Raw genomic sequence first — 21,509 nt, forward strand, 5'->3', positions numbered from 1 at the left:
GCCGTGGCAAAGCCGCCCAAGGGCAAGAACGAGCCGCCACCGCCGATCATCGTCAAGAAGATCACGGTCGTCGCTGGCGGGCACCATGGCGGTGCATGGAAGGTCGCCTATGCGGACTTCGTGACCGCGATGATGGCATTTTTCCTGCTGATGTGGCTGCTGGGCGCCACCACCGAAAAGCAGCGCAAGGGCATTGCCGACTACTTCACGCCCACCCTGGTCAAGACCAAGGAAGGCAGCGCCGGCGGCTATGGCGTGCTCGGCGGATCGTCGCTGACCGATGTCGACAGCTATCCCCATGCCGCCGGGCAGACCGGCAGCAAGACGTTGACCGTGCCGCGTGATGCCACCGGCGGGCCGAAGGATGGCGGATCGAAGGTGAAACGCACCGCCACGCTGCAGGAACGGCTGAAGAAGACGCTGGAAAAGAGCGAAAAGCTGCGCCAGCTGGCCAAGCAGGTGAAGCTGACGATGACGCCCGACGGCATCCGGCTGGACCTGATGGACGACGCCAACTTCTCGATGTTCCGGCTGGGCACCACCATCCTGACGCCCGACGCGATGCAGCTGATGCAGGCCATCGGCGAGGCCATTGCGCCCGAACCTGGCGGTGTGACCGTGCGCGGCCACACCGATGCGCTGCCGTGGAAGGCGGATGCCGGCCTCAACAACTGGTCGCTTTCGGCAGGCCGCGCCGAAGCCACCCGCCAGGCGCTGATGCGCTTCGGGGTGACCGACAAGCGCTTCCGCCGGATCGAGGGCGTGGCCGATCAGGAACCGCTGATCTCGGAAAACCCGAGCGATCCCCGCAACCGCCGCATGAGCATCCTGCTGCTGGATTGAAGCAAAGCGTCACCAAGCTGCGGTTCTTCCAGCAAGCGATGCTTGGCTGGAGGGACTGTCGGCTTGACCGCCTTAACCAGACGGTTAACCTGATACCGGGATTGAGCGCTTGCGCCAAACACACCGGAGATCAGTGAATGAACGTTGCCGAAGCCGTTGCCACCCGCCGATCGGTGCGGGCTTTCCTTGACCAGACCGTTCCGCTCGAGACGATCGAACGCGTTCTCGACCGGGCGCGAATGGCTCCTTCGGGGTGCAACTTCCAGCCTTGGGAAGCGCACGTACTCACCGGCTCGGCCCTGAAGGACCTTCAGGCGAAGCTGCTCGCCAGCGCGCCTGACGATCCGCTGGAATACGATTTTTCCGCCCCCGGGCAGGTCGAGAAATACCAGAACCGCCTCCGTGCGGTGGGTGCGGCGATGTATGGCGCCATGGGCATCCTGCGCGACGATGCGGAGGCGCGCCACAAGTTCATGACCTCCAACCTCACCTCGTTTGGTGCACCCGTGCTGCTGCTGTGCCATTTCCCCAAGCTGATGAAGGAACCGCAGTGGTCGGACGTCGGCATGTGGCTGCAGACGATCATGCTCTTGCTGCGCGAAGAAGGGCTGGACTCCTGCCCGCAGGAATTCATGGGCATGTTCGGCCGCACAATCAAGGCGCACCTGGGCCTGGGCGATGATGTGCTGCTGTTCTGCGGGCTGGCCATTGGCTGGCGCGATGAATCAAGCCCGGTCAACGCTTTCCCGCGCGAGCGCGTGGCGCTGGCCGATCACGTTCGTTTCGTGGGTTTCGACTGAGCTGATCGGGGCGCGCGGTTCCGGGGTAGCGCGAAACGCACAACAGGTCTAAGGGGCGCGCAAGAGGATAACCGAAGCGTGCCCCTTGGGATTCAATGGGACGCGCCGCCTCGCCCGATGCGCCTGCAGTGGCGCCCATGCATTTCACTGGTCCGCCAGCCTTTCGATCGCGATACACCATGCCATTTACCCGTCTCCCCACACCCATTGCCGAAGCTCTTGCCGAAAAGGGTTATGCCGAACCGACCGCCGTGCAGGGTGCGGTTCTGCAGGATGAGGCGCGCGGCCGGGACCTGATCGTTTCGGCGCAGACAGGCTCCGGCAAGACGGTGGCCTTTGGCGTGGCCATGGCGGAAGAGCTTCTGACGCTTTCGCCCATGACCAAGCATGGCGATGGCCCGCTGGCGCTGATCATTGCGCCCACGCGCGAACTGGCGCTGCAGGTGGCCAAGGAGCTTGTCTGGCTGTTCGAGAAGGCCGGCCTGCGCATCGCCACTTGTGTTGGCGGGATGGACCCCATCCGCGAACGCCGCCAGCTGTCGCAAGGCGTGGACATTGTGGTAGGCACCCCTGGTCGCCTGCGCGACCATCTGGAACGCGGTGCGCTCGACCTGTCGCGCCTGGCCTTCGCCGTGCTCGACGAAGCGGATGAAATGCTCGACATGGGCTTCCGCGAGGATCTCGAGGAACTACTCGATGCCACGCCGGGCGGCCGGCGCACGCTGCTGTTTTCGGCCACGATGCCCAAGCCGATCCTCGCACTGGCCAAGCGCTATCAGCGCGATGCGCTGCAGATCTCGACGATCGAGGCCGGGCGTGGCCATGGCGACATCACCTATCATGCGGTAACCGTCGCTCCGGCCGATATCGAGCACGCGGTTGTCAACCTGCTGCGCTATCATGAATCGCACACCGCAATGCTGTTCTGCGCCACGCGCGAAAACGTGCGCCGGCTGCACGGCGTGCTGGCGGAACGCGGCTTTGCAGCCGTGGCGCTTTCGGGCGAACACAGCCAGAACGAGCGCAACCATGCCTTGCAGGCGCTGCGCGACGGGCGTGCCCGCGTCTGCGTGGCAACCGACGTCGCCGCGCGCGGCATCGACATCGCCACGCTCGATCTGGTCATCCATGTGGAACTGCCGCGCGATGCGGAAACGCTGCAGCACCGGTCAGGCCGCACCGGCCGCGCCGGGCGCAAGGGCACGGCCGTGCTGGTCGTCCCCTACCCGCGCCGTCGCCGGGTCGAGATGATGCTGCGCAGCGCGAAGATCGCGGTGGAATGGCGCGAAGTGCCGGGCGCCGCGGCAATCCGCGAGCAGGACCGGGCGCGCCTGGTGGAGCGCCTTTCGCAGCCCACCGAAGTGGCCGAGGACGAACAGGCCGTCGCCGATCACCTTCTCGAACTGCTCGGCCCGCAGGCCGTGGCCCTGGCGCTGGTGCGTGCAGAGCTGCAGGCCCTGCCCCAGCCCGAAGACCTGATCGACATTTCCGAACGCACCGCCGATCCGCGCAAGGCGCATCATCGCGAAGGGTTTGACGACACGCTGTGGTTCCGCATGGACGTGGGCCGCCGGCAGAACGCCGATCCGCGCTGGATCCTGCCGCTGCTGTGCCGTCGCGGCCATGTGACCAAGGGCGAGATCGGCGCGATCCGCATCCTGCCGAACGAAACCTGGTTCCAGGTGCCGCGCGCCATCGAGGCCAAGTTCAAGGCCGCGCTGAAGCGCACTGGGCGCGAAGGGGCCGAGGACGAAAGCGGCATCGCCATCGAACAGGCGCACGGAACGCCGCCGGAATTGCAGCGTGGCCCGCGCGGTGGAAGGCCCAACGGCTCCATGCAGCGTCGCGATTTCAGGGAAGGTCAGGGAGACCGGGGGCACCGCAAGGGACCACGCGGTCCCGGCAAGCCCCCCCGGGCCTGAATCTGGATCAGGCGACGATCATCGTCGCCTTGTCCGCCTCACGCTTTTCGCGGGCGGTGCGCGTCGCCACTTCGCGACGGGCGAGCACTTCCCACGCGGCCTGCGAGCGCAGGTATTTGTCGCGAAGGTTGGGAAGATCTGTTTCGGAAGCCGAACGGGCGCTGAGCGCGGCCTGTTGGAGGTAGAATTCCTCGGGTACGGCCATTGTCGGTCTCCGTCTGGTGCCGGCACGGCCGTTGGGCCATGCCGGAATGGGGTCAGTCCACCATATCCATGACGATGGCCTGAAGTTCCTGGCGCGTCAGGCCCGGCGAAACCGGACGAAGCGCCGAAGACATCGCGCGCAAGCGCTCGCCGTTGGAACGATGGATAGGGTGATTGCGAGTTGAAACGTTCAAAGTACGAAAAAGTTGCATTGTTATCCTGGGGCGCGCCGCAGCGCGCCCGTTAGTCAGTGATTGCTGGGCGCTAGCGCCGCTTGCGGAAGTTGCCGCCGCCTCCGCCTCCCGCGATCTTCTCGCGGAAGACGATCCGACCCTTGGTGAGGTCGTACGGCGTCATCTCTACTTTGACCCGGTCACCCACGATCGAGCGGATGCGGAATTTGCGCATCTTGCCCGCAGTGTAGGCGATGATCCGGTGATCGTTTTCGAGCATGACGCCGAACCGGCCATCGGGAAGGATTTCGTCGATCTGGCCATCCAGCGTCAGGAGATCCTCCTTGGCCATGGAATCAGACCGTTTCCAGGTTCACGGCTGCGGTCTTGCCGCGGCGGTCGGTTTCCAGCTCGTACTTGACGCGCTGGTCCTTGTTCAGCGTGCCCATTCCGGACCGCTCGACCGCGCTGATGTGCACGAAGTTGTCGGGCGAACCGTCCTCGGGTGCGATGAAGCCATAACCCTTGTCGGAATTGAAGAACTTTACGGTGCCGATCGGCATGGGTGTTTCCTTTCACGAAAACAGGTTTTCCGCCGGCAAGTGCGCCGGGCAGAGCTGGTAGCGTGAGAGGGGAAGTATCCGCCGCTTGAGGGGCGTCAAATTCCGTCGCAGGCGACGATAGCAAGCACCATGTGGGCGCAAACCTGCGAAAAGTCAAGAAGAAGGGCGCAGGAGGGCGGTTAACCTCCTGCGCCCCGATTAACTCACTGGAGCATTTCAGATACGACCGAAGCCCGGCGATCCGTAGATCGCCGGGCCGACGCGCCCGGTGGAGGCGGGCACTCGCCTGGTGGAGACTCCCGGAGGAGACAGGCGACTTGCCTGGTGGAGGCAGGCAATGGTCATTCGGTCGTCACGCTATTCTTAGCGGAGCAGCGACAGCACGTTCTGCTGGCTCTGGTTCGCCTGGGCGATCATCGCGGTCGAGGCCTGCGACAGGATCTGGGCCTTCGCCATCTGCGTGGTTTCTGCAGAATAGTCGGTGTCCTGGATTCGCGAACGGGCGTCCGACAGGTTGGTGATGTTGTCGTTCAGGTTGTTGACCACCGATTCCAGACGGTTCTGGCCGGCACCGAGCGTTGCACGGGCGCTGGAGATCGAGTCGAGTTCGGTGTCGATCGCGGTCAGCTGGCCGTTGGCAGCCGTGGCGGTCGAAACGTCATAGGAACCGGCAGCACCGCCGCTGGCGGCCAGCGTGGTCAGGTCGGCCATGGCAAGGTCAACGGTATCGGTCGCGTTGGCGCCGGTCTGCACCGTCACGGTGGCGGTCGAACCGTCGAACAGGGCAACGCCGTTGAACTTGGTGTTGCTGACGACCTGGTCGATCTGAGCGGTCAGTTCGTCAACTTCCGTCTGCATGTAAGCGCGGTCGGTGGCGTCCTGGTAGGTGCCCGAAGCGGACTGGGTGGCCAGTTCGCGGATGCGCTGCATCATGTTGGTCACTTCGTTCAGCGCACCGTCCGCGGTCTGCGACAGCGAGATGCCGTCGTTGGCGTTGCGGACCGCCTGGCTCATGCCCTTGATCTGCGCCGTCATCGAGGTGGCGATGGCGAGACCCGCGGCGTCGTCCTTGGCGCTGTTGATGCGCTTGCCGGTCGACAGGCGTTCCATCGCCGTCTGGGCCATCTTGCCGGCCGAGTTCGAAGCGTTGGCAGCGCGGATCGCGCTGATGTTGGTGTTGATAACCGCCATTGTGTTTCTCCAGTGAGTGGGTCGTTCCCAAGGTGGCCCCGGGGTCGAATTGGGATCGACGCGGCTGCCACGGCAAAGACCGGCAGGATCTTGCCGGGTTTAAGCCCCCCACCGGCGGCGATTTGCCGGATATAAGTTGATTCACTTAGTAACTCTGTCCCCCTTAAATTACCGGGGTGTTTGACGTTTTCGCGCGAAAAAGCCCCCAACGGGATGGTTAAGACGGGGCAAGATTTCATGATTCGGGGCAAACAGGGTGTGCGTTTTTCTGAGAGCGCAGCGGCAAATCACGCCGCCCTGACGCAGCGCGCGATGGCCGTGACCGGCAGTTTCGGCGCGAAGGATCCGGTCTTCGTGGGCGACGGGCAGGAATTTGCCGCCCCCGGACACTTCACCCGCAGCGTCTCGCTGGCCCGCGGTTCAGTTAACGCCATCGTGCGCAGCCACGGTGACCGCTTCGAGCTCACCTATAATGACGCGATGTCGGAAGCGACGCTCGCCGCCCTGCTCGCCTGCGCCGCCCCGGCCGGCAGCCCCGTTGCCGCCGACCCGGAAAGCCTTTCGATCCTGGCGCTGTCCGAACGCATCGCCGCCAGCGACATCCCCGTGCTGATCAACGGCCCGACCGGCACCGGCAAGGAAGTGCTCAGCCGCTTCATCCACGATCGCTCGGCCCGCAAGGACAAGCCGTTCATCGCCATCAATTGCGCCGCGATGCCTGAAACGATGCTGGAAGCCATGCTGTTCGGCCACCAGAAGGGCTCGTTCACCGGCGCCAACGCCGCCAGCGAAGGCTTCTTCCGTGCGGCCGATGGTGGCACGCTGCTGCTCGACGAAATCGCCGAGATGCCGCTGTCGCTGCAGGCCAAGCTGCTGCGCGCGCTGCAGGAAGGCGAAGTCACCCCGATCGGCGCGACCCAGCCGGTGAAGGTGGACGTACGCGTGATCGCCTGCGCCAACCGCGATCTGCCGCTGGAAGTTGAGGAAGGCCGCTTCCGCGCCGACCTTTACTATCGCCTCAATGTTTTCCCGCTGGCCCTGCGCCCGCTGCGCGAACGGCCGGACGACATCGCCCCGCTCGCCTTCGCCATGATGCTGCGCCATGTGCCCGCCGGCCATGCCGTGCCGTGGCTGGGTGAACCGGCACTGGCCATGCTGTCGACCCATTCGTGGCCCGGCAATGTGCGCGAGCTTGAAAACGTGGTCCGCCGCGCGCTGCTGCTGGCAGGCGACTCCACCGAGATCGGCCCCCAGCACATCGCCTTCGATCGCGCGGTGCGCCCGGCGGGCGAACCTGTCGCCGCGCCTGCCGAAACGAACCTGGGCGGCGGCAATGCCAAGCTGTCCAACATCGTGCAGCTGCACGAGGCCCGCGCCATTCTCGCCACGCTTGAGGCTTGCGGCGGCAGCCGTGTCGCTGCGGCGCGCCAGCTCGGCATTTCGGAACGCACGCTGCGCTATCGCCTCGCCTCGTTCCGTGAGGCCGGCATCGCGGTGGCCGGAGGCCGGCGATGAGCGGCATCGGCGGCATCGGCGGCGGCGCTGCCGGGATCCAGCAGATCCTGGCCATGCGCCAGCAGATCATCGACCGTTCGCAGCTGCTGCAGCAGGTCAAGGACACCAAGGGCGCCGATGCGCCCGTCGCCACCACGCCTGCCGGCAACTTCACCGATGCGCTCAAGTCCGCGCTCGACAATGTGAACCAGACCCAGATGAAGGCCGAAAGCCTGACCGAGGGTTACGAAAAGGGCGAAGTGACCGACATCGCCAAGGTCATGCTCGCCCGCCAGGAATCCGGCGTCGCCTTCGAAGCGACGCTGCAGGTCCGCAACAAGCTGCTGTCCGCATATCAGGACATCATGCGCATGGGGGTTTGACGTAAATGGCCGACCTGGTCCCAGCCGGCGACGTGCCTGCACAAGGTTCGCTGTTCGCACCGCTGACCGACCCGATGGGCGGCAGCGTGCTGACGCGCACCGGCCGTTTCCTCTCCCAGCCCCCGGTGCGCAAGTCGCTGCCGTGGTTCGGCGGCGTTGCTGCGGCGGGCCTCACCGGCCTGCTGTGGCTGACGATGGCCCCTGCCCCGCAGCGCGTGCTCTATTCCCAGCTGTCCGACAGCGAGCGTGCCGAAGTGGCCGCCTCGCTCGACAAGGCGGCGATCAAGTATACCATCGACAACGCCACCGGTGCGATCACCGTGGGCGAGGACGATCTCTACAAGGCGCGCATGGTTGCCGCCTCCGACGGCGCGCTCGCCACGCCAGAAACCGGCGAGCAGATGATTGACAAGCTGCCGATGGGCGCCAGCCGCACGGTGGAGGGCGAACGCCTCCAGGCCGCGCGCGAGCGAGAGCTGGAACTCACCGTCATGCAGATCGACGGGGTGGAGGCGGTGCGCGTCCACCTTGCCCAGCCGGAAAAGTCGGTCTTCGTGCGTGACAGTTCGCCGCCGACTGCCTCGGTCATGGTCAAGCTCGCCCGCGGGCGACAGCTGTCCGACAGCCAGGTATCGGCCATCGTCAACCTCGTCGCCGGATCGGTTCCGGGGCTCTCGGTCGATGCGGTGAAGGTGATCGACCAGCACGGCCGCCTGCTCTCCGCCGGCCAGAATGGCGACAACGACCGCTTCGACCTGCAGGGTCGCATGGAAGAGAAACTGCGCCAGCAGGTCTCCACCTTGCTCACCCCCATGCTCGGCGAAGGCAATTTCTCCAGCGAGATCCAGATCGATCTCGACATGGACCAGCTGACCAGCGCGCGCGAATCCTATGACAAGCAGGGCGTGGTGCGCAGCGAGACGCAATCGGCTTCGCAGACCGCCGGCGGTGCCGGTGCGGTCGGCGTGCCGGGCGTGCTGTCCAACACCCCGCCCCCGCAGACACAGGTGCAGCAGGGCGCACCCGGCGCGCAGCCGGCACCCGCGCCCGGTGCCCCGGGCGCTCCCGGTGCAGTGCCAACCCCCACCAACACCGACAGCTCCTCCACCCGCACCTATGAACTGGGTCGTGAAGTGGCCGTCACCAACGCCGCACCCGGCAAGATCAAGCGCCTGTCCGTCGCCGTGGCGCTCAGCGCCGAAGCTATGGCCAAGGCCAAGCCGCAGGAGATCGAACAGATCAAGCAGCTGGTCGGCGCCGCCGTGGGCGCAGACCCGGCGCGCGGCGATCAGGTGGTGGTCACCGTTCGCAGCTTCCAGCCTTCCAGCGTGGACCAGCCCAAGTTCTGGGAAACGCCGTGGTTCGCCACACTTGTGCGCAATGGCGTGGCACTGCTTGCCGTGCTGCTCACCTTGCTGCTCGGTGTGCGCCCCCTGATCCGCGCGCTGAAGGGTGACAAGGCCGAGGGCGCAGCGGCCGCGAAGAAAAAGAAGAAGGGCAAGAAGGGCGCGGCCGACGACGAGGACGAAGCCGAAGGCGCCGAAGGCGAGGACGGCGCGATCGAATCGATCGAAAGCGCGCCGGCCAATCGCCTGCCCCCGCCACGGGATCGCGAGGAGCTGCGCATCGCGCAGGACCCTGAAACCGGGGTGATCGACGCCCAGCAGCTTGGCCGCCAGGTCGAACTGGCCCAGCGCCTCGTCGCCGAAAAACCCGATAACGCCGTCGCTGCCCTGCGACAGATGCTCAGCACGCCCGAAGCGGAACCCACTGCATGACCGATATGCCTCTTGCGATCAGCGACCCCGAACGCGCGGCGGTGATGGTCATGCTGCTCGAGGAAGACCAGGCCGCGACGATCCTCTCGCAGCTCGAACCTTCGGAACTGCGCCTTCTTGGTGAAAAGATGTGCGCGCTGGGCGAGATCAGCCCGGTCGCCATTGCCGAAGCCATCGCCGGCTTCGTGGAACGCACCGAACGGCTCGGCCTGATCGCGCATGATCGCGTTGGCCAGGTGCGCGATCTGATGACCCGCGCCGTGGGTGAGGTGAAGGCCGACAGCCTGATGCAGCGCATCGCGCCACAGGCCGCGCGCACCTCCTCATTGGAACTCGCCCGGTGGCTGACACCGTCGGTGCTCGTGCCGCTGGTGCGAAACGAACATCCGCAAGCGATCGCCGTACTGCTGGTCCAGCTCGATCCAGAGGTCGCCGCCGCGATCCTGCACGCCCTGCCGGATGAAGTGCAGCCTCAGGTGGTGCACCGCATCGCCTCGCTCGGCCCCGTCTCCAGCGAAGCCATCGCCATGCTGGAGGACATGCTCTCGCGCCGCATCGAGGAATGCCACGGCACCGCCGCGCTCACCATGGGCGGGCCCAAGGAAGCCGCCGACATCATCAACGCATCGGCCCGCGTGGTCGAAAAGCGGGTCATGCCGGAAATCGCCAAGCAGGACAAACAGCTCGCCAAGGCGATCGAGAACGAGATGTTCAAGTTCGAGCACCTCTTCGTGCTCGACGACAAGTCGATGGGCTCGCTGCTGCGCGAGGTCGATTCCGACACGCTCATCGCCGCGCTCAAGGGTACGGCCGAGGAAAACCGCGAATGCTTCTTCCGCGCCATGTCCAGCCGTGCCGCCGATGGCGTGCGCGATGAAATCGCCCAGCGTGGCCGCATGAAGATGGCCGAGGTGATCGAGGCGCAGAAGGCCATCGTCACCGCTGCCCGTCGCCTCGCCGCCGAAGGCGTGATCGTATTCGGCGCGGGCGATGACGACTATGTCTGAACAGCCGCGCTCGGATTTCTCGCCCATTCGCCTGCCGCTCAGCGCACTCGGTGGCGGCACGCGCGGCTTCCTGCAGGACAGCCGCTTCACCCGCGGCATCGTGCCCGCCGCCACCGTGCCGGAGCCGATGCACGAGGAAGAGGACCCGGTAGCCCGCGCCTTTGCCGATGGCTATGCCCAGGGGGCAGACGATGCACGCACCGCACTGATGGCCGAAATGGCAGAGGCCGATGCTGCCCGCCACCAGATCGAGACCACGCTCGCCCGCATGGACGAAGACGCATCACGCCTGTTCGAGGAACGGTTGCGTGAAACGGTGAAGGCCCTGTGCGAAGCGGTGATCGCGCCCGCCGCCATCGATGCCGAAGGGCTCGCCCGTCGTGTTGCCACTGCCGCGGGCATGTTCGCCCGTGCCTCAGACGAACGCGTGATCCGCCTTCACCCTGAAGACCTCGCACTGGTCCATGCCCGCCTGCCCGAAGAGTGGCACTGCGAACCCGACCCGTCGCTCGAGCGCGGCTCCGTCCGCGTCGAAGGCCCGCAGGGCGGCGTGGAAGACGGCCCCGTGCAATGGCGCGCCGCCATCGAGGAAGCCCTGCGCGCATGCTGAACTCAGCCCTGCCGCTGCTCGATCGGATGGACGATGCACGGCTCGATTTTGCGCCCAGGCGCTATGGCCTTGTCTCTGCCTGCGATGGCGGGTTGCTGGAAGTCAGCGGCCTGTCGGTGCCCATCGGTGGCCAGTGCCGCATCGCCCATGGCAGCGGTTCGCTCGCGGCCGAAGCCATCGGCTTTCGCAATGGCCACATGCTGATGATGCTGCTCGGCGATCCGGTCCTGCTGCGCCCCGGTGCGCGCGTGCGGCCCGAAGGTCGCCCCGGCATGTTGCCGGTGGGAGAAGCCTTTCTCGGCCGCGCGGTGGACGGCGAAGGCAAGCCGATCGACGGCGGTGGCCCGATCTCTTCGAAACACGAATGGCCCGCAGGTGGCGTCCGTGCGGGCGCGCTCGATCGTTCCCCCGTGCGCGAAAGCTTCGACGTCGGCGTGCGCGCGCTCAATGCGCTGACCACGTTCGGCGTGGGCCAGCGCATCGGCATCATGGCAGGGTCCGGCGTCGGCAAATCGGTGCTGCTTGATATGATCGCCCACGGCGCCGAGGCCGAGATCGTCATTGTCGGCCTGATCGGTGAACGCGCGCGTGAAGTCTCGGACTTCGTCGAGCGCCACATGGCGGGTTCGAAGCGCAGCCGAAGCGTGGTCGTCGCGGTGCCTGCCGACCATGCGCCCAACCTGCGCATTCGCGGCGCGATGCTGGCCACCAGCCTAGCCGAATATTTCCGCGCGCAGGGGCGCAAGGTCCTGCTGATCATGGACAGCCTCACCCGCGTCGCCCACGCCGGGCGCGAAATCGCGCTGCTGCTGGGTGAACCCGGCGCGGCGCGCGGATACCCGCCATCGGCCCTCGCCACCATCACCAAGCTGGTCGAACGTGCGGGCAATTCCGCCGAAAGCGGCGGTTCGGTGACCGGGCTCTACACCGTGCTCGCCGATGGCGACAACCAGGACGATCCGGTGGTCGACACCGCCCGCTCGATTTTGGATGGCCACGTCGTGCTCTCGCGCGATCTGGCCCAGCGCGGGCAATATCCGGCGATTGACATCGCTGCCTCGCTAAGTCGCGTGATGAACGATATCGTCGCGCCCGATCACCAGGTGCTTGCCCGCCAGTTCCGCGCCCTGATCGCGTCCTATGAAGCCAATCGCGATCTCGTGCTGATGGGCGCCTATCGCGCCGGGGCCGATCCGCAGCTCGATCGCGCCATCGCCATGCACGATGCACTGGTCCAGTTCCTCGGCCAGTCACAGCGTGAGGTCGTGCCGCTGGATGACAGCATCGCCGCGTTGACCATGCTGCTGGGCGGGCAATGAAGGCCGAACGCGCCCGTCTCGCCCGCCTGCAAAGGCTTGAACGCATTCGTGACATCGCACGGCGCACCGCGCTTGCCGAGGCCGGCCGCGCCGAAGGCACGCTGGCGCAGTTGCAGGCTCTGGCCCAGCGGACTGACAGCCTTGCCGCCGGCTACTCCGCCCGCGCCGATGCGCAGGACGCGGCATCGCTGCAGCAGTTGCACAAGTTCGTGCGCGGTCTGGAAAGCATCAGCCGCACCACCGCCGGCGATATCGACCGCGCCCGCATCCATGCAGACCAACGCGCAGCAGAAGCCGCCGCTGCCGAACGCCGCCGCGCTGCGGCAGAAGAACGTGCGCAGGCGCAGGCCAGGGAAATCGAACGAAAACAGGCGGCGAACACCCTGCCGCTTGGCGCGCGCAAGGTTTGGCACGGCTCTTGAATAGTTAACGGCGAGGACCCTTTGGAGACCCCGCCGCCATGATCGAGATTGCCGCACAGACTGCCCGCACCGCTGCTCCTGCAGTCGCCGGCAATCCTGTGGCCAGCCCGGAAAGCGACGGAACTCCGGGGTTTGACGCCATGCTGGCGGCCCAGACCGGAGTGGAGCCGGTCCGGGCCGCCACGCTAGTCCTGCCCGTGATCGCCACGGCGCTTGCCGGCCAACCGGCAAAGGCGGAAGAAGCGTTGCCGGAAACCGGCAAGGATTTGCCGGATGCGGCAACCCGCCTGATTGCCGCCATGCCCGCCATGGCCCGCACCACCGCGCGCATCGCCGCAACGCCGGTGCAGACAAAGGGCAAGGCCGCCGAACCGGAAAAGCGGAATGAAGAAACGCCTGACGCGGCAGCCGAAGCCGCTCCGCAGGCTGCGCCCGCCACCGCTGTCCAGGCCATAGCCTTCGCGACCGTGCTGGTGCAGGCTCCCACAACGAAGTCTGCCGCCTCCGAAGCTGCGCCGATCCCTGCAGCCAAGACCGGGAAGCCGGAAGCCGCCGCCGTCGCCAAGCCGGCCGTGCAGGCTCCCGCCACTCCGGCGCGCGCTGTCCCCGCCGCCGTCCTCAACGCAGTGATCGAACGCAACATCGCCACGCCTGCAGAAGCCCAGCCTGACCTCGCTCCGGCAACCGCCGCACCTGCATCGGCCAAGACGACCGTAGCGTCACTGCTCAAGCCGGAAACGGCGCCCGCTCCCCTGTCGGCTTTCATCGCCCCCGCTCCGCAGATCGCTGGGGTTCAAGCGAAGCAGTCCACGCAGCTCACCTCTGTGGCCGCAGCAGCAACCCGCATCGCGCCCCAGGGCATGGCGCAGGCCCTGCCGGTCACCGCCGCCGCCGCGCCAGCCGCCATTCCGGCTGCAGCGACGCCCGCCATCGCACCGGCAATCGCCTCGCCGGCCCCTGCGGATGAAGCTCTCGCCGCAGCGCCAACGCCTGCGCCGGTCGTAACCGACACCACCACCCTGACCACCCGTCGCGCCGAAGTGCGCCTTGCCGGATCGGAAGGCTTCGCCGCCACGCCTGCCCAGCGCCAGGCCGGCGCAAGCGAACTCCGCGCAGCTGCCGCAAAGGCACCCACCGAAGCCAAGACCCTTGCCGCCGCGCCCGCGCGTGACGAGGCGATCGGTACGGTCCAGCCCACGATTGCCGACACCTCGTCCACCGCCGCCACGTCCGGCCCGGCCCCCTCGGCCCCGGCCCAGCACACCCGCGAACGCATCGACTTCGCCACGCTGGTCGATTCCATCGCCCGCGCGCGTGACGAAGCCGCCGGCCCGGTTGCCGTCTCGCTCACCCACGGTGAATTCGGCAAGGTGTCGCTGCGCTTCAACCAGCGCGACGATGGCCTGTCCGTGACGATGGCAAGCGCCGACCCCGGCTTCGCCCCTGCCGTCGCCGCCGCGCGCGAAGCGACCCAGACCGCCACCAACCAGGACGCCCCGCGCAACGACAGCCAGCAGCAGCAGCGCAGCGCTTCCGCCAACACATCCGGTAACACCACCAATGGCGGCGAAACCGGGCGGCAGGACGGTTCGGCGCAGAATGGCGGCCGCCAGTCCGGCCCAGCCCATAACCCCAATGGCAACCCCGGCCCGGCCCGTTCGCCCCGCGCCCGCGATGACGCGGCCGACGGCGGCATCTTCGCCTGAGCCCGCCTGAACAGATTTCCGGAAGGACCACGATGAGCGACAAGAAGGACAAGGAAGCCAAGGCCAAGAAGAAGGGCGGCGGCATGGTCGTGAAGATCGGCGCGGCAGTCGCCCTGCTCGGCGCGGGTGCCGGCGGCGCCTATGGCCTTGTCGCCGCGGGCGTGATCGGCGGTGGCGGCGAGCACGAGGAAAAGAAGGAAGACAACCGCCCCAAGCTGATCAAGAAGGGTGAGGAAGATCCCTTTGCGCCCCCTGCCAAGGAAGGCGAGGGCGAAGGCGGCGGCAAGGAAGTGGAAGGCGATGGCGGCAGCGAATACCGCACGCTCTACTTCACTTTCGCCGACGAGTTCACCTCGAACCTCAAGGACAGCGACGCGCTCGTCCAGCTCTCCATCGCCTGCTCCACCCGCCGCGATTACCGCGTGATGATGTGGCTGAAGAAGCATGAGCTGGCGATCCGTTCCGCCGTGCTCACCGTGCTGGCCGATACGCTCGAGGCCGACGTCCAGACCGGCGAAGGCAAGGACCGCCTGCAGAAGCGGATGACCGCTGCGATCAACAAGGTGCTGACCGATACCGAAGGGTTCGGCGGCGTCGACGCTGTCTACTTCAAGACCTTCATCGTCCAGTAAGCGCGCGGAACACCGATCCCATGAAGCCCGAACGCCAGATGATCGCCCAACGGCCGCTGGCCCAGCATTGCCCGCAGCTGCTGCGCCCGGCGCCCGCCGCGGCGGAGCTTTCGCCCGCGCTGGCCGGTGCGGCAGAGCGCCTGTCGCGCTCGCTGCGCGCTGCGCTGGCCCCGCTGCTGGGTGGCGAACCGCCGATGGTGGAATGCCGCACCGACAGCGACATCGGCATCGAGGAGTTCGGCAACGCCCAGGGGCTCAACGCCTGGTCGGTCTACAGCGTCGACCTCGGCATGGACAAGCTGCTCTCGTGCATCGATGCCGAAGCAATCCTGCGCCTGGTTGATCGCGCCTTTGGCGGCCCCGGCGAACCGCCCCGCCCCCTTCCCCGCGAACTGCCGCTCTCGGCAGACCTGATGGTGCAGCGCCTCGAAGCCGTGCTCGCCGTCCGCGTGGGTGAAGCGCTTGGCGGCCGCCCCGCCGTGCGCCCCCTGCGGCGTGACAGCACGCTGGCGCAGGTTCAGCCCTATGCCCCCGGCACCCGCCTCTGCGTGGTGACCATGGAGATCAGCGAAGGCAGCCGCGCGCCATGGACCATGCGCATGGCCCTTCCGTCTGCCGCCCTGCCCACGCTCACCGGCCTCACGCCGCAGTCGTCCACTCCCGCCCGCGCCGCCAAGGCCGATCCGCTGGCCCAGCCCTTTGCCGATCTGCCGCTGCAGGTTTCCGCCCTGCTGGTGGATGTGCCGCTGCCGCTTTCGGTGATTTCCACGCTTCAGGTCGGCCAGGTGCTCAACCTGCCGATCGCCCGCAACGTGCCGCTTCGTGCCGGTACGCGCACCCTTGCCCACGGCGCAATCGGCGCGGTCGATGATCGCGTCGCCCTGCAGCTGACCCAGCTTTCCTGAAAGACGAGGATCCTGATGACCTTCCAGACCCGCGGCTTCGATCTCCTCAAGGATGTCGACGTTCGCCTTACCGTCGAACTCGGCCGCACCGAGATGAAGCTGAAGGACGTGCTCTCGCTGACCGAGGAAAGCGTCGTGATGCTCGATCGGCTGACCGACGAACTGCTCGACGTGATGGTCAACGGCAAGCTGATCGCGCGCGGCGAAGTCGTCGCGCAGGGTGATCGCTTCGGCCTGCGCATTGTCGAGATGCTGGGCAGCGATGGCACCGTCGGCGGCCAGGGCGAGTCGCTCTGATGCTCTGGTACCTGCTCAAGCTGGTCATCCTGCTGCCGCTGATCGGCGGCCTCGCCTGGGCCAGCCTCAAGTTCGCCAAGCGCATGGAAGGCCGCTTCGGCACCCAGCAGGGTGATCGCGCGGTGAAGATCATCGAAACGCAGATGCTTTCGCCCACGCTGCGCCTTGCCGTTCTGGAATTCCACGGGCGCGAGATCCTCGTCTCCGCGTCCAAGACCGGCCTGGTCCGCCTTGCCGAAGCGCCCGCCCGGGCCCGTCCTGCGGCGATCGAAAGCGAAGACTGAGCCCCATGCCCCGCTTCTTCCTGCCCCGCTTCGCCGTTCCTTCGCTGCCGTTCCTGCTGCGCTTCATCGTGCTGTTCGCGGTGTTGAGCGCGCTGGCCATGGCGCTGCCCGCCCATGCCCAGGCCGTCGCGGCCCCGACTGCGCCCGCCGCGCCTTCGGCCATTCCCGGCGCGCTTGATCGCGCCTTCGGCCAGCTTTCCGGCGCGCAGAGCGGCGGCTCGCTCTCGCTGTCGCTGCAGCTCCTGCTCATCATGGGCCTGCTCACGCTGCTGCCCAGCCTGATCCTGATGATGACCAGCTTCACCCGCATCCTGGTGGTGCTGTCCATCCTGCGCCAGGCGCTGGGCCTGCAGCAGTCGCCGCCCAACCAGGTGCTGATCGGCCTGTCGCTGTTCCTTTCGCTGTTCGTGATGGCCCCCACGCTTGACCGGGTGAACGCCAACGCGATCCAGCCCTATTCCGCCGGCACCATCAACGCCGAACAGGCGATGGCCGCAGGCGGGCGTGAATTCCACGCCTTCATGATCCGCCAGACCCGCGAACACGATCTGCAGATGTTTGCCGACATGGCCAAGGCGCCCAAGTTCCAGACCACTGCCGATGTGCCGTTCTCCATCCTGCTGCCGGCCTTCGTCACCAGCGAACTGAAGACCGCGTTCCAGATCGGCTTCATGCTGTTCCTGCCCTTCCTCGTCATCGATCTCGTCGTCTCGTCCGTGCTGATGAGCCTGGGCATGATGATGATGAGCCCGACCATCGTCTCCCTGCCGTTCAAGCTGCTGCTGTTCGTGCTGGTGGATGGCTGGGCGCTGCTGATGGGCAGCCTGGCGTCGAGCTTCACCTGATCATGGAAGACACCGCTTCCCTGCTCGCGCTGGCGGACCGCATGCTGTGGGTCACCGCGCTCGTCGCCGCGCCGATCCTGCTCGCCAGCCTCGCCGTCGGCCTTGTCGTCGGCGTCATCCAGGCGGCCACTTCGGTCAACGAACAGACGCTCACCTTCGTGCCCAAGCTGGCGGTGATCGCGCTGGTCCTCGTCCTGCTCGGCGGCGCGATGCTGGGCCTCGTCGGAGATTTCATGAAGGAAATCTTCGCCCAGATCGCCGTGATCGGTCGCTGACCGATGATCGCGATGCACTTCGGCTTTGGCGCGCTCGAGGCCGAATTCTGGCGCCTGCTTTTCGTGATGACGCGCATCGGCGCCGCGCTGTTCGCCGCGCCGCTGTTCGGCGCCACCACCGTGCCTTCGCAGGTCCGCGTCGTGTCCACCGGCGCCATCGCCGTGCTGGTCTGCGCCTGGACCCCGGTCGCCGCGCCGCCCGCGCTGTTCTCGCTGCCGGGCATCCTCTCGATCGCCAATGAAGTGCTGATCGGCCTTGCCATGGGCTTCGTGCTGCAGTTCTCGTTCTCCGCACCGATCATGGCCGCGGAAATCATCGGTGGCGGCATGGGCATGTCCATCGCCACCGCCGCCGATCCGGTCAGCGGCGCGCACTCGCCCTCGCTCGGCCAGTATTTCTCCGTCCTGCTCACCGTGCTGTTCCTGGGTCTTGGCGCGCATCTCAACTGGATCGCCCTGCTGGTTGACAGCTACCGCACCTTCCCGCCGGGCACGGTGTGGATGTCGCCCGAACGGCTCGAAGTGCTGACCTCGTTCGCTTCGCAGATGTTCCTTACCGCGCTGGTCATCGCCCTGCCGGTCACGCTGCTTCTGCTCATGGTCCAGCTCGTCACCGGCATCATCGGGCGCTCCGCTCCCAGCCTCAACCTGTTCTCGCTCGGCCTGCCCGCCGGCGTCCTTGCCGGCTTCGCCGCGCTCATCGCCTCGGCCCCGCTGCTCACCGACCGGCTGACCGACCTCACCACCACCGCCGTCGAGCAGGCGGGCACGATCGTGGCGAAGTAACCCATGGCCGAGGAAACCAGCGGCGAAAAGACATTCGCTCCAACCGAAAAGCGCCGGAAGGACGCCGCCAAGAATGGCGATGTCCTGCGCTCCAAGGATCTCGCCACCGCCGTCGGCGTGCTCACCGGCGCGGTCTGGCTCAAGTTCGCCGGCCCGTGGACGCTTGGCCTGATCGCCGGCGTGGCGCGGGCGGGCATGACCTTTGACCGCAGCGGGATTGAACACTTCGCCCCGCAGCAGGCAATGATGCTGGCGCTGGTCGCCCTTCTGCCGCCCGTGCTCGTGCTGGGCGGCATGATCATGTTCACCGGCGTCGTCTCGCAGCTGGGTTTCAGCGATGGTCGCTGGCTGCCGTCAAACCTTGCGCCCAAGGCCCACCGCATCAATCCCGCCTCGGGGCTCAAGCGCATGTTCGGCCCGCAGGGCTGGATCGAGCTGGCCAAGGGGCTGGCCAAGCTGGCGCTGCTCGGGCTGATCGCGTGGGTGTGGATCAAGGGCCGCGTTACCGGGCTCGTCGGCATCGGCGCGGGCAACCTGCACAGCCAGCTTACCTATGGCTGGGATGCGCTCATTTCGCTGCTTTTCGCGTTGGGCGCCGGTCTCACCATCATCGCGCTGGTCGATTTCCCGATCCAGTGGGTGCGCCGTTACCTGCGCCTGCAAATGTCGCTGCAGGAAATCAAGGATGAACAGAAAGAGGCCGAAGGCAGCCCAGAACGCAAGGGCATGATCCGCAACCGCCAGCGCCAGATCGCCATGGGCGGGATGCAGAAGGCCATGCGTGAGGCGCAGTTCGTGGTCACCAACCCGACCCACTTCTCGGTGGCCATGGCCTATGATCCGGAAAAGGCCTCGGCCCCGATCGTGCTGGCCAAGGGCCGCGGAGACAAGGCACTGGCAATGCGGGAACTGGCCGCGGAACTGAAGGTGCCGACGCTGGAATTCCCGGCCCTGGCGCGCTCGGTCTACTACACCACGCGTGAAAACCAGGTGATCCGTGAAGAGCTTTACGCGCCGGTTGCGGCCGTGCTCGCGTTTGTCCTTTCGCTGAAGCGTGGCGAGACGCCGCCCACCCCGCGCATCGAGGTTCCGATCGAGCTGCGCTTCGACACCGAAGGGCGTCCCGAACGCCTTCAAAAGTCTTAATTTGCTTCAGCAAGGGTCGTTCTACAGGTCATGGCAAGCTCCCCCACCAGTTCGACTTCCGCCACGTCGACCAGTTCGGTCACGTCGAGCATCATTTCGACACTCGGTGCTGGCAGCGGCATCAACATGGCCGGGCTGGCGGAACAGCTCGCCACCGCGCAGTTCGCGGCGCGGATCGATCAGCTCAACGCCAAGAATGACAAGCTGACAACGCAGATTTCGGCGGCTTCGACGCTGAAGGGCATGATGAACTCGATCGCCACCTCGCTGGGCGATCGCGTCCGCGCGGGCGATCTCGCCGCCACGCCGGTCATCGCCAACAGCTCGGTCGCCACGGTCAGCAAGGGCACGCTCAGCGGCAAGGGCACGATGACGCTGGAAGTCTCGGCCATCGCCAAGGGCCAGACCATCGTCTCCCCCGCCCTCGCCTCGGCCACTACCCCGGTCGGCTCGGGCACGCTGACCATCCGCTTCGGCACGATCGCCAGCGGAACGTTCAACCCCGATGCCAGCCGCGCGCAGGTCGATGTCACCGTCGCCGCGGGCGCAACGCTGGCCGATGTGGCCAACGCCATCAATGCCAAGGGCTCGGGCGTCACCGCCTATGTCGCCACCGGCACCGCCGGGCCGCAGCTGGTGTTCAAGGGCGCCGATGGCGCGGCCAACGCCTTCCAGATCGAAACCACGCCCGATGCCTCGGACCCCGGTGATCCCGGCCTTGCCCAGCTTGCCTGGACACCGGCCAACACCACCCGGTTGAAGGCATCGGCCAGCGATGCCGCCTTCACGCTGGACGGGGTGGAGCGCACCTCCACCTCGAACACGATCAAGGATGCCGCGCCGGGCGTCACGCTCAACCTGACCGGCACCAATGTCGGCAACCCGACCACGATCAGCTTCAACAAGCCGGACGCCGCCATCACCACCGCGATGGACGACCTGACCAGCGCGCTGAACACTGTCGTGGCCGAGCTGAATACCGACACCGCGCCGCAGTCCGGCCCGCTCAACAACAACCCTGGCGCCCGCGCGCTGCGCACGGCGCTGGCCACGTTGACCAGCACCGTGGTGATGCCCAACGCCGCCCCCGGTGAACCGCGCACGCTGGCGGACCTGGGGCTCAAGACCAATCGCGACGGCACCTTCGCCATCGATGCCGACAAGCTGAAGAAGACGCTGGCAGACAGCCCCGCCGCCACGGCGGCGATGTTCACCACCGGCATCTATGGCGTCTACGCCACGTTCGACAAGATCAACCGCGCGGTCACCTCGGTCAGCAACGCCAACGCGCTTGGCGGCTCGATCCTTTCGATGACGGCGCAGCAGACCGCGATCAAGAAGCAGCTGACGACCATTGCTGACAAGCAGGAAACCCTGCGAAATCAGTTGGTAAGCCGCTTTGCCAAGCTGGATGGACGGGTGTCGGATTCAAAGTCGACGCTGTCGTTCCTGCAGAACCAGATCGACGCCTGGAACGCGAAGGGTAACTGATATGCTGCTCCGCCGCGATCCGGGTGAAGCCTACCGCCGTGTCGATTTCGACGCCCGCGTGAAAGGCGCGGATTCGCGCCAGCTGGTCGATCTCTGCCTTGAACAGGTGGCCGGTTCGCTGGGCCGCGCGATCTATGCCGACGCGAAAGAGGACAACGCCGCCAAGAGCGCGGCGCTGACCCGGGCGGTCGCCGCGCTCACCGCGCTGCAGCTGGGCGTGAACCCCGATCATCCGACCGGCCCTGCCCTGCTCCAGCTCTACAGTTCGGCGCGCACTGCGGCGCTGGACAGCGTTTTGCGCTTCGATGCGCCCAAGCTGGACGAAATCCGCAAGGATTTCATCGAGATACGCCAAGCCATGATCGGCGGCGGGCTGCCGAATTGACCATGGGTTGAAAACGACTGAGAGGGGGTTGAGATCGACTGACCCCCT

The 21,509-nt window shown here is 66.6% G+C and carries 26 protein-coding genes; 21 read left to right on the top strand and 5 right to left on the bottom strand.

Annotation, left to right across the window (positions count from 1 at the left end; genetic code table 11):
- The first annotated feature begins 3 nt into the window (after positions 1 to 3).
- From POM99_RS13745 to POM99_RS13755, 3 genes are all read left to right on the top strand, one after another.
- Positions 4 to 843 (top strand): flagellar motor protein MotB, encoded by an 840-nt coding sequence (locus POM99_RS13745; RefSeq protein WP_277278776.1) that lies wholly within the window; start codon positions 4 to 6, stop codon positions 841 to 843.
- 137 nt (positions 844 to 980) lie between these two features.
- Entirely contained in the window at positions 981 to 1,643 is a 663-nt protein-coding gene (locus POM99_RS13750) for a nitroreductase (protein WP_277278778.1), read from the top strand.
- A 179-nt stretch (positions 1,644 to 1,822) separates the two neighbouring features.
- Positions 1,823 to 3,565, top strand: a complete 1,743-nt coding sequence (locus POM99_RS13755; RefSeq protein WP_277278780.1) for a DEAD/DEAH box helicase — start codon at positions 1,823 to 1,825, stop codon at positions 3,563 to 3,565.
- Between the two features lie 7 nt (positions 3,566 to 3,572).
- On the opposite strand, the gene POM99_RS13760 is transcribed toward POM99_RS13755, so the two are convergent.
- The 5 genes from POM99_RS13760 to POM99_RS13780 form a co-directional block, all read right to left on the bottom strand.
- Entirely contained in the window at positions 3,573 to 3,770 is a 198-nt protein-coding gene (locus POM99_RS13760; RefSeq protein ID WP_277278782.1) for a hypothetical protein, read from the bottom strand.
- A 52-nt stretch (positions 3,771 to 3,822) separates the two neighbouring features.
- Positions 3,823 to 3,981: a hypothetical protein gene (locus tag POM99_RS13765; RefSeq protein ID WP_277278784.1), complete on the bottom strand. Its 159-nt coding sequence runs from the start codon at positions 3,979 to 3,981 to the stop codon at positions 3,823 to 3,825.
- Between the two features lie 52 nt (positions 3,982 to 4,033).
- Complete coding sequence (infA, locus tag POM99_RS13770) at positions 4,034 to 4,294, bottom strand: translation initiation factor IF-1 (protein WP_277278786.1); 261 nt, start codon at positions 4,292 to 4,294, stop codon at positions 4,034 to 4,036.
- Positions 4,295 to 4,298: 4 nt separating this feature from the next.
- Positions 4,299 to 4,505 carry a cold-shock protein gene (locus POM99_RS13775; RefSeq protein ID WP_277278788.1) on the bottom strand — a complete coding sequence of 69 codons (207 nt, stop codon included), beginning with the start codon at positions 4,503 to 4,505 and terminating at the stop codon, positions 4,299 to 4,301.
- A gap of 363 nt (positions 4,506 to 4,868) precedes the next feature.
- Positions 4,869 to 5,696 (bottom strand): flagellin N-terminal helical domain-containing protein, encoded by an 828-nt coding sequence (locus tag POM99_RS13780; protein ID WP_277278790.1) that lies wholly within the window; start codon positions 5,694 to 5,696, stop codon positions 4,869 to 4,871.
- A gap of 237 nt (positions 5,697 to 5,933) precedes the next feature.
- On the opposite strand from POM99_RS13780, the gene POM99_RS13785 reads away from it, so the two are divergent.
- The 18 genes from POM99_RS13785 to POM99_RS13870 all read left to right on the top strand — a co-directional run bounded on the left by POM99_RS13785 (position 5,934) and on the right by POM99_RS13870 (position 21,461).
- On the top strand, positions 5,934 to 7,211 hold the full coding sequence (locus tag POM99_RS13785; RefSeq protein WP_438823015.1) for a sigma-54 interaction domain-containing protein: 1,278 nt from the start codon (positions 5,934 to 5,936) through the stop codon (positions 7,209 to 7,211).
- Complete coding sequence (gene fliE, locus POM99_RS13790; RefSeq protein ID WP_277278794.1) at positions 7,208 to 7,573, top strand: flagellar hook-basal body complex protein FliE; 366 nt, start codon at positions 7,208 to 7,210, stop codon at positions 7,571 to 7,573. The genes POM99_RS13785 and fliE overlap by 4 nt, the downstream gene beginning before the upstream one ends.
- Before the next feature lie 5 nt (positions 7,574 to 7,578).
- A complete protein-coding gene (gene fliF / locus POM99_RS13795; protein ID WP_277278796.1) occupies positions 7,579 to 9,351 on the top strand; it encodes a flagellar basal-body MS-ring/collar protein FliF in 1,773 nt (590 codons plus the stop codon).
- Positions 9,348 to 10,358: a flagellar motor switch protein FliG gene (gene fliG / locus POM99_RS13800; RefSeq protein WP_277278798.1), complete on the top strand. Its 1,011-nt coding sequence runs from the start codon at positions 9,348 to 9,350 to the stop codon at positions 10,356 to 10,358. The genes fliF and fliG overlap by 4 nt, the downstream gene beginning before the upstream one ends.
- Complete coding sequence (locus tag POM99_RS13805; protein WP_277278800.1) at positions 10,351 to 10,968, top strand: FliH/SctL family protein; 618 nt, start codon at positions 10,351 to 10,353, stop codon at positions 10,966 to 10,968. Before fliG ends, POM99_RS13805 begins: the two co-directional genes overlap by 8 nt.
- Entirely contained in the window at positions 10,962 to 12,287 is a 1,326-nt protein-coding gene (locus POM99_RS13810; protein ID WP_277278802.1) for a FliI/YscN family ATPase, read from the top strand. The genes POM99_RS13805 and POM99_RS13810 overlap by 7 nt, the downstream gene beginning before the upstream one ends.
- Positions 12,284 to 12,709: a hypothetical protein gene (locus POM99_RS13815; RefSeq protein ID WP_277278804.1), complete on the top strand. Its 426-nt coding sequence runs from the start codon at positions 12,284 to 12,286 to the stop codon at positions 12,707 to 12,709. Before POM99_RS13810 ends, POM99_RS13815 begins: the two co-directional genes overlap by 4 nt.
- A 38-nt stretch (positions 12,710 to 12,747) precedes the next feature.
- Positions 12,748 to 14,415 carry a hypothetical protein gene (locus POM99_RS13820; RefSeq protein ID WP_277278806.1) on the top strand — a complete coding sequence of 556 codons (1,668 nt, stop codon included), beginning with the start codon at positions 12,748 to 12,750 and terminating at the stop codon, positions 14,413 to 14,415.
- Positions 14,416 to 14,447: 32 nt separating this feature from the next.
- A complete protein-coding gene (locus POM99_RS13825) occupies positions 14,448 to 15,047 on the top strand; it encodes a flagellar basal body-associated FliL family protein (protein WP_277278808.1) in 600 nt (199 codons plus the stop codon).
- A 20-nt stretch (positions 15,048 to 15,067) separates the two neighbouring features.
- Positions 15,068 to 15,952 (top strand): flagellar motor switch protein FliM, encoded by an 885-nt coding sequence (locus POM99_RS13830; RefSeq protein WP_277278810.1) that lies wholly within the window; start codon positions 15,068 to 15,070, stop codon positions 15,950 to 15,952.
- A 15-nt stretch (positions 15,953 to 15,967) separates the two neighbouring features.
- Complete coding sequence (gene fliN, locus POM99_RS13835) at positions 15,968 to 16,249, top strand: flagellar motor switch protein FliN (protein WP_277278812.1); 282 nt, start codon at positions 15,968 to 15,970, stop codon at positions 16,247 to 16,249.
- Positions 16,249 to 16,533: a flagellar biosynthetic protein FliO gene (locus POM99_RS13840; RefSeq protein ID WP_277278814.1), complete on the top strand. Its 285-nt coding sequence runs from the start codon at positions 16,249 to 16,251 to the stop codon at positions 16,531 to 16,533. Before fliN ends, POM99_RS13840 begins: the two co-directional genes overlap by 1 nt.
- Positions 16,534 to 16,631: 98 nt before the next feature.
- Positions 16,632 to 17,378, top strand: coding sequence for a flagellar type III secretion system pore protein FliP (fliP, locus tag POM99_RS13845; protein WP_277278863.1), 747 nt, complete (start codon positions 16,632 to 16,634; stop codon positions 17,376 to 17,378).
- A gap of 2 nt (positions 17,379 to 17,380) precedes the next feature.
- A complete protein-coding gene (locus POM99_RS13850) occupies positions 17,381 to 17,653 on the top strand; it encodes a flagellar biosynthetic protein FliQ (protein ID WP_277278816.1) in 273 nt (90 codons plus the stop codon).
- A gap of 3 nt (positions 17,654 to 17,656) precedes the next feature.
- Complete coding sequence (gene fliR, locus POM99_RS13855; protein WP_277278818.1) at positions 17,657 to 18,439, top strand: flagellar biosynthetic protein FliR; 783 nt, start codon at positions 17,657 to 17,659, stop codon at positions 18,437 to 18,439.
- Positions 18,440 to 18,442: 3 nt separating this feature from the next.
- Entirely contained in the window at positions 18,443 to 19,585 is a 1,143-nt protein-coding gene (locus POM99_RS13860) for an EscU/YscU/HrcU family type III secretion system export apparatus switch protein (protein WP_277278820.1), read from the top strand.
- Between the two features lie 30 nt (positions 19,586 to 19,615).
- Positions 19,616 to 21,076: a flagellar filament capping protein FliD gene (gene fliD / locus POM99_RS13865; RefSeq protein ID WP_277278822.1), complete on the top strand. Its 1,461-nt coding sequence runs from the start codon at positions 19,616 to 19,618 to the stop codon at positions 21,074 to 21,076.
- Between the two features lies 1 nt (position 21,077).
- On the top strand, positions 21,078 to 21,461 hold the full coding sequence (locus POM99_RS13870; RefSeq protein WP_277278824.1) for a flagellar export chaperone FliS: 384 nt from the start codon (positions 21,078 to 21,080) through the stop codon (positions 21,459 to 21,461).
- The last annotated feature ends 48 nt before the right edge of the window (positions 21,462 to 21,509 follow it).

This window comes from Novosphingobium cyanobacteriorum, assembly GCF_029436685.1.
Taxonomy (GTDB): domain Bacteria; phylum Pseudomonadota; class Alphaproteobacteria; order Sphingomonadales; family Sphingomonadaceae; genus Novosphingobium; species Novosphingobium cyanobacteriorum.

What these genes read in the sequence shown, in the direction of transcription:
- fliD (WP_277278822.1), top strand. Translation starts at nt 19,616, where the DNA reads ATGGCAAGCTCCCCCACCAGTTCGACTTCCGCCACGTCGACCAGTTCG.
- POM99_RS13850 (WP_277278816.1), top strand. Translation starts at nt 17,381, where the DNA reads ATGGAAGACACCGCTTCCCTGCTCGCGCTGGCGGACCGCATGCTGTGG.
- POM99_RS13870 (WP_277278824.1), top strand. Translation starts at nt 21,078, where the DNA reads ATGCTGCTCCGCCGCGATCCGGGTGAAGCCTACCGCCGTGTCGATTTC.
- fliE (WP_277278794.1), top strand. Translation starts at nt 7,208, where the DNA reads ATGAGCGGCATCGGCGGCATCGGCGGCGGCGCTGCCGGGATCCAGCAG.
- POM99_RS13815 (WP_277278804.1), top strand. Translation starts at nt 12,284, where the DNA reads ATGAAGGCCGAACGCGCCCGTCTCGCCCGCCTGCAAAGGCTTGAACGC.
- POM99_RS13805 (WP_277278800.1), top strand. Translation starts at nt 10,351, where the DNA reads ATGTCTGAACAGCCGCGCTCGGATTTCTCGCCCATTCGCCTGCCGCTC.
- fliG (WP_277278798.1), top strand. Translation starts at nt 9,348, where the DNA reads ATGACCGATATGCCTCTTGCGATCAGCGACCCCGAACGCGCGGCGGTG.
- POM99_RS13810 (WP_277278802.1), top strand. Translation starts at nt 10,962, where the DNA reads ATGCTGAACTCAGCCCTGCCGCTGCTCGATCGGATGGACGATGCACGG.
- fliF (WP_277278796.1), top strand. Translation starts at nt 7,579, where the DNA reads ATGGCCGACCTGGTCCCAGCCGGCGACGTGCCTGCACAAGGTTCGCTG.
- POM99_RS13765 (WP_277278784.1), bottom strand. Translation starts at nt 3,981, where the DNA reads ATGCAACTTTTTCGTACTTTGAACGTTTCAACTCGCAATCACCCTATC.
- POM99_RS13760 (WP_277278782.1), bottom strand. Translation starts at nt 3,770, where the DNA reads ATGGCCGTACCCGAGGAATTCTACCTCCAACAGGCCGCGCTCAGCGCC.
- POM99_RS13825 (WP_277278808.1), top strand. Translation starts at nt 14,448, where the DNA reads ATGAGCGACAAGAAGGACAAGGAAGCCAAGGCCAAGAAGAAGGGCGGC.
- POM99_RS13830 (WP_277278810.1), top strand. Translation starts at nt 15,068, where the DNA reads ATGAAGCCCGAACGCCAGATGATCGCCCAACGGCCGCTGGCCCAGCAT.
- fliP (WP_277278863.1), top strand. Translation starts at nt 16,632, where the DNA reads ATGGCGCTGCCCGCCCATGCCCAGGCCGTCGCGGCCCCGACTGCGCCC.
- POM99_RS13785 (WP_438823015.1), top strand. Translation starts at nt 5,934, where the DNA reads ATGATTCGGGGCAAACAGGGTGTGCGTTTTTCTGAGAGCGCAGCGGCA.
- infA (WP_277278786.1), bottom strand. Translation starts at nt 4,294, where the DNA reads ATGGCCAAGGAGGATCTCCTGACGCTGGATGGCCAGATCGACGAAATC.
- POM99_RS13780 (WP_277278790.1), bottom strand. Translation starts at nt 5,696, where the DNA reads ATGGCGGTTATCAACACCAACATCAGCGCGATCCGCGCTGCCAACGCT.
- POM99_RS13860 (WP_277278820.1), top strand. Translation starts at nt 18,443, where the DNA reads ATGGCCGAGGAAACCAGCGGCGAAAAGACATTCGCTCCAACCGAAAAG.
- POM99_RS13775 (WP_277278788.1), bottom strand. Translation starts at nt 4,505, where the DNA reads ATGCCGATCGGCACCGTAAAGTTCTTCAATTCCGACAAGGGTTATGGC.
- POM99_RS13820 (WP_277278806.1), top strand. Translation starts at nt 12,748, where the DNA reads ATGATCGAGATTGCCGCACAGACTGCCCGCACCGCTGCTCCTGCAGTC.
- fliN (WP_277278812.1), top strand. Translation starts at nt 15,968, where the DNA reads ATGACCTTCCAGACCCGCGGCTTCGATCTCCTCAAGGATGTCGACGTT.
- POM99_RS13750 (WP_277278778.1), top strand. Translation starts at nt 981, where the DNA reads ATGAACGTTGCCGAAGCCGTTGCCACCCGCCGATCGGTGCGGGCTTTC.
- fliR (WP_277278818.1), top strand. Translation starts at nt 17,657, where the DNA reads ATGATCGCGATGCACTTCGGCTTTGGCGCGCTCGAGGCCGAATTCTGG.
- POM99_RS13755 (WP_277278780.1), top strand. Translation starts at nt 1,823, where the DNA reads ATGCCATTTACCCGTCTCCCCACACCCATTGCCGAAGCTCTTGCCGAA.
- POM99_RS13840 (WP_277278814.1), top strand. Translation starts at nt 16,249, where the DNA reads ATGCTCTGGTACCTGCTCAAGCTGGTCATCCTGCTGCCGCTGATCGGC.